Source organism: Cyanobium sp. LEGE 06143 (genome assembly GCF_015207535.1).
GTDB lineage: Bacteria > Cyanobacteriota > Cyanobacteriia > PCC-6307 > Cyanobiaceae > NIES-981.
This window is the reverse complement of record NZ_JADEWP010000174.1, coordinates 1-5,608: the sequence shown is the minus strand read 5'-3', so window position 1 is coordinate 5,608 and position 5,608 is coordinate 1. Positions and strand designations below refer to the sequence as shown.

At 69.0% G+C, this 5,608-nt stretch carries 4 protein-coding genes and 1 pseudogene; 1 reads left to right on the top strand and 4 read right to left on the bottom strand.

Going from position 1 to position 5,608, the window contains the following annotated elements; genetic code table 11:
* The 3 genes from ppk2 to hisG all read right to left on the bottom strand — a co-directional run.
* Window positions 1–905, bottom strand: a 905-nt coding sequence (gene ppk2, locus IQ216_RS11295) for a polyphosphate kinase 2 (RefSeq protein WP_370566719.1), incomplete at its 3' end; no start/stop codon positions are given.
* 136 nt (window positions 906–1,041) lie between these two features.
* The gene (locus IQ216_RS11290; RefSeq protein ID WP_186696645.1) at window positions 1,042–2,841 is read right to left on the bottom strand and encodes an ABC transporter ATP-binding protein; all 1,800 of its coding nucleotides are present in this window, start codon (window positions 2,839–2,841) and stop codon (window positions 1,042–1,044) included.
* Complete coding sequence (gene hisG / locus IQ216_RS11285) at window positions 2,841–3,503, bottom strand: ATP phosphoribosyltransferase (RefSeq protein ID WP_193815537.1); 663 nt, start codon at window positions 3,501–3,503, stop codon at window positions 2,841–2,843. Before hisG ends, IQ216_RS11290 begins: the two co-directional genes overlap by 1 nt.
* 29 nt (window positions 3,504–3,532) lie before the next feature.
* Here hisG and gloB point away from each other — a divergent pair.
* Window positions 3,533–4,285: pseudogene (gene gloB, locus IQ216_RS14320) on the top strand (hydroxyacylglutathione hydrolase); the annotation flags it as partial.
* Window positions 4,286–4,355: 70 nt separating this feature from the next.
* Here the strand turns inward: gloB and IQ216_RS11280 are convergent.
* The gene (locus IQ216_RS11280) at window positions 4,356–5,492 is read right to left on the bottom strand and encodes an ABC transporter ATP-binding protein (RefSeq protein WP_193815536.1); all 1,137 of its coding nucleotides are present in this window, start codon (window positions 5,490–5,492) and stop codon (window positions 4,356–4,358) included.
* Window positions 5,493–5,608: the final 116 nt, after the last annotated feature.

Genomic DNA, 5,608 nt, shown 5'->3' with positions numbered 1-5,608 from the left:
CTCTTGCGGGGGGGCAATTCGATCGCGTCGGGGGTCATGTCTTCATAGGGAATCTTGCTGAGCAGGTGGCTGATGCAGTTGAGCCGGGCGCGGCGCTTGTCATTGGCCTCCACCGTGAACCAGGGCGCCTCAGGGATGTTGGTGTGGGCAAACATCTCATCCTTGGCCTTGGAGAATTCCACCCAGCGATCGCGCGACTCGAGATCCATGGGGCTGAGTTTCCAGCGGCGGGCGGGGTCTTCGAGCCGTGAGCGGAAGCGGGACTCCTGCTCGTCGTCGCTGACGGAGAACCAGTATTTGATCAGCACGATGCCGCTGCGCACCAGCATGCGCTCGAACTCCGGGCAGGAGAGCATGAACTCCTCCACCTGCTCTGGTGTGCAGAAGCCCATCACCTTCTCCACCCCGGCGCGGTTGTACCAGCTGCGGTCGAAGAGCACGATCTCGCCGGCGGAAGGGAAGTGCTCTACATAGCGCTGGAAATACCACTGGGTTTTCTGCTGATCAGAGGGGGTTCCCAGGGCCACCACGTTGCAGCCGCGTGGGTTCAGGGGCTCGGTGATGCGCTTGATCGTGCCGCCCTTGCCAGCCGCATCCCTGCCCTCGAACAGCAGCACAACCCGATAACCCACGTGCTTGATCCAGTACTGCATCTTCACCAGCTCCACCTGCAACCGGGTCAGCTCTTTCTCGTAGAACTTGCGATCGAGCTTGGGGAGGTGGCCTTCCGAATGCTTGGCAAAGTCATCAAGGATCGGAGAGGGTTTGTACTTGTCAGCAGAGAGTCCTTTTTTGTCGTTCTTGCCCTTGCCGCCCTTGGCTTTGGCAGGGCTCTTGATCTTGGCCTTCTTCTCGGCTTTCTTCTCCTTCTTGTCTTTTTTACTCTTTTTCTCACTCCCGTCCATCATCGGTGCAGCGCTCTTGAGCAGGTCAGCATCATTCATGAACAGGGAGATTGACCAGAAGTGAAAACGTCCTAGGCCCTCGGTTGAACCCCGTGTGGCAGCCACCACTACCAATGGCCAGGTTCTGTCGCAGCCGCTAGAGCGCTGCCAGCCCCTTGTCCTGCAGCTCGGCGAGGCGGGCGTAGAGGCCACCGGAATCGCGCAGCTGGCGATGGGTGCCCTCTTCAATGACGCGGCCCCGCTGCAGCACCAGGATGCGGTCGGCGGCCTCCACGGTGGCCAGCCGGTGGGCGATCACGATCGCCGTGCGCTGCTGGAGCAGGCGGTCGAGGTCGCGCTGCAGGGTGGCCTCAGTGGCCGGATCCAGGAAGGCGGTGGCCTCGTCCATCACCAGCACGGAGGGATCGCGGATCGCCACCCGGGCCACCGCCAGCAGCTGCCGCTCGCCGGAGGAGAGATTGCCGCCGCGCTCGCGCAGCTCGGTGGCGAGCCCCTCAGGCAGACGGCGCAGCAGCTCCGCCAGGCCCAGCTCCCGACAGAGGCGCTGCAGGTCATCGCTGGAGATGGGCGCATCGAGGCGCAGGTTGTCGGCCACATTGCCGCTGAACAGGAAGGTGTCCTGCAGCACCACCCCGAGTCGCTGGCGCAGGGTGGGGATCGGCAGCTCGCGGATGTCCACCCCATCGAGCAGGATCCGGCCGCTCTGGGGCTCGTAGAGGCGGCAGAGCAGGCGGATCACCGTGGTCTTACCCGATCCGGTGGGCCCCACCAGGGCGACATGCTCGCCGGGAGCGATGCGGAAGGAGAGATCCGTGAGGATCGGATCGTCCTCGCGGTAGGCGAACGACACGTGCTCAAACACCACCTCTCCGGCGCTGCTGCGCTGGCCGCCGGAGCGATGGGCCGCCGCCGAACGCTGGGCGGCGGGAAGCTCCTGGATCTCGATCGGCTGCTCCAGCAGTTCGCCGATGCGCTCCACCGCCGTGAGACCGCCCTGGATCTGGGTGAAGCGCTCCGCCAGCTGGCGCAGGGGATCGAAGAGCCGCTGGGAGTAGAGGATGAAGGTGGTGAGGGTGCCCAGCCCGAGCACGCCGCCGGACACCATGCTGCCGCCTGCGGCCAGCACCACGGCCACGGCCACCAGGGCCACCCACTCGATGAAGGCTGAGATGGAGCTGTCGAACAGGATCGTGCCCGTCACGGCCTGGCGGTAGGCGTCGGTGGTGCGGGCGAAGCGGGCGCTGTTGACGTCCTCGCGGCGGAACATCTGCACCACCTCCAGCCCCTGCAGGTTCTCCTGCAGGTCGGCATTGAGGGCGCTGAGTTCCTCGCGCACCCGGTAGTTGGCCCGGCGGTAGCGCTTCTGCAGCCACAGCATCCCCAGCACCACGGGCACCTGGGAGGAGAGCAGCAGCAGCGCCAGACGCCACTCGATGCTGAGCATGGTGACGGCGATCACCAACAGGGTGACCAGATCGGCCAGCACCCCCACGGCGCCGCTGCCGAAGACCTCGGCCAGGGCATCGACGTCACTGGTGAGCCGGGTGAGCAGCTTGCCCACCGGCGTGCGGTCGTGAAAGCGCAGCGACAGCGCCATGGCATGGGCGAAGAGGTCGTCGCGGATGCGGGCGGTGAGCCGCTGGCCCACGGCCTGAACGCTGTAGCTCTGCAGGCCCTGCAGGCCCAGCCGCAACAGCACCGCCGCCAGCAGCACGATCACCAGCAGCCGCAGGGCCTGGTCCACCGGCATGCCGCTGAGGAAGGCGAGGGTGGGCTCACCCCGCAGCACGGCGATCGCCTGACCCACCAGCAGCGGCTGGATGGCCGCGGCCGTGGCCACCGGGATCAGCAGGGTGAGGGTGAGCAGCAGGCGGCGCTTGTCGCGGCCCAGGTAGGGCAGCAGCCGCAGCAGCCGTTCGCGGTCGAGGGCCGCCATCAGGCCACGCCCGCCGGGGCGGGGGGAGCCGTGGCGACGGCCGCAACCCGATCGACGATCGTCTGCAGGGCGCCGCCATCGAGGCGCAGGGCCAGGGGATGGCCCACCAGCCGGGCCGTGGACTGGAACAGATCCTCAATGGCGATCAGGCCGTTGTCCTTGAGGGTGCGGCCGGTGGCCACCAGATCCACGATCGCCTCACTCATGCCGGTGATCGGGCCCAGTTCCACCGATCCGGCCAGGTGGATCAGCTCCACCGGCAGATCGAGAGCTTCGAAATAGGCCTCGGCGCAGCGGGTGAACTTGCTGGCCACGCGGCAATGGGCCGGCAGATCCACGGCCCGGCGGTAGGGGCTGCTGGCCTTGACGGCCACACTCATGCGGCAGCCGCCGAAGCCCAGGTCCACCAGCTGGGCCACCGGCAGCTGGTGCTCCTGCAGCACGTCGTAACCCACCACCCCCAGCTGCGCCTGGCCATAGGCCACATACACGGGCACGTCGGCGTTGCGCACCAGCAGGGCGCGGGCCGTGCCGCAGGCACTGGGCACCATCAGCAGGCGATTGCCCGGCTCAAGCACAGCGGAAAAATCAAGGCCGGCGGCGGCGAAGCGACGCACCGAATCCTTCAGCAGGGCACCCTTGGCCAGGGCAACGGTGATCATGGAGACACGTCTCTGTTCGGACTGTAACGATGGGCCCGAATCGCCGAGAGAGCCCCGCAGGAGCCCGGCCAATGAAGGCGGGGGCGCCTCAGCTGGAGCCGCCGCAGGAGCGGACGCTGCAGGTGGAGCTGATCCCCGTGCTCCACGACAACTACGTGATGCTGCTGAGCAGGGGCCAGCAGGCTGCGGTGGTGGACCCCGCGGTCGAGGCCCCGATCCAGCAACGCCTGGAGCAGCGGGGCCTGGAGCTGGTCTGCATCCTGCAGACCCACCACCACAGCGACCACATCGGCGGCAGCCCGGGGCTGCTGCGTCGCTGGCCCGACTGCGCCGTGGTGGCCGCCCGCGACGACCTGGAGCGCATCCCCTTCCAGACCCAGGGCGTGGCCGATGGCGATCAGCTCACGCTGCTGGGAGAGCCGGTGGAGGTGCTGGCCGTGCCGGGCCACACGCGGGCCCACCTCGCCTACTGGTTCCCCCGGGCCGGGCACCTGTTCTGCGGCGACACCCTGTTCGCCGGCGGCTGCGGCCGGCTGTTCGAGGGCAGTGCCGCCCAGATGCAGGCCTCGCTGCAGCGGCTGGCGGCCCTGCCCGGCTCCACCTGGGTGTGGTGCGCCCACGAGTACACGGAGGCCAACCTGCGCTGGGCCGTCGCCAGCGTGGCCAGTGACGACCCGGCGGCGGCACCGATCCGGCAGCGGCTGGACGCGGTGCTGGCCCAGCGGGCCCTGGGCCAGGCCACGGTGCCCAGCCAGATCGCCCTGGAGCTGGCCACGAACCTCTTCCTGCGGGCCCCTGATGCCGCCAGCCTGGCCCGGCTCAGGGAGCAGAAAGACCACTGGCGCGGCTGTGTCAGCACACCTCCAGGGGCAGACCCTGGGGAAACAGCGTGGCGCCGTGGCCCCGGCGCAACTGCAGCCGGCAGCGCTGGCCGTGGCCGTACTCCTCGCCCAGAGGCAGCCGCAGCCGCAGATTGAGGTCGTCCTGGCGCAGCTGGTAGAGCCACTCCCGGCCCAGAAACTCCCGCCCCAGCACCCGGGCCTCTCCGGCGCGATCGGGCACCAGAGCGATGGACTCGGGGCTCACCATCACCTCCGCGGCCTGTTCTGCATCCAACCGCTGAGGTGTCGACTCCAGGGGCCTGAGCTGACCCAGGGGGGTGGTGAACAGGCCGCGGCTGGCGCGCACTGGCAACAGATTGCCCTGCAGCACGAAACGGCCCACAAAGGAGGTGGCGGGCCGTTGCACCAGCTCCCTGGGGGTGGCGCACTGGTGCAGAACACCATCACAGAGCAAGGCCACCCGGTCGCAGATCGCCAGGGCCTCCTCGGGGTCGTGGGTCACGATCAGCCCGCAGGCTCCGCACTGGCTGAGCACCTGGGGCAGTTCGGCCCGCAGGCGCAGGCGCACCTCCACGTCGAGGTTGGAGAAGGGCTCATCCAGCAGCACCACCGAGGGCCGCGGCGCCAGGGCCCGGGCCAGGGCCAGGCGCTGGCGCTGGCCGCCGGAGAGCTCGTGGGGATAGCGGCGCTCCAGGCCGTTCAGCCCCAGCAGCTCCAGCAGCCAGGCGGCGCGGGCGGTGTCCTCGCCGCGGCGCAGCCCGAAGCAGAGGTTGCGCCAGGCGGTGAGGTGCGGGAACAGGGCGTAGTCCTGGAACACCATCCCCACGCCGCGCCGCTCCGGCACCAGCCAGCGCTCCTCGCCAGCCACCTGGCGGCCGGCGATCATCACGGCACCGCGCTCGGGCCGCTCGAAACCGGCAATCAGCCGCAGCAGGGTGGTCTTGCCGCAACCGGAGGGCCCCAGCAGCCCCACCAGCTCGCCCGGGCGCAGCTGCAGATCGATGCCGCGCAGGGTGTAGCCCTCGGTGCCCTCGTAGCGGTGCCACAGCCCGCTGAGCTCCACATGGGACTGGTGCAGCGGGTCGGCAGGGGAGGGGGCGGTGAGGGTGGCGCTGATGGGTCCTTGGCCCCTGGGGCCAGCGGGCATGCAGGACCATGATGCGTCATCCGCCTGTCAGCCAGTCGCCCAGCGATGACCACTCCCCAGCCCTCCTGTTCCGCCGCGATCGCCGTGAACACCGCCGCCGCCCCGGCTCCGGTGGG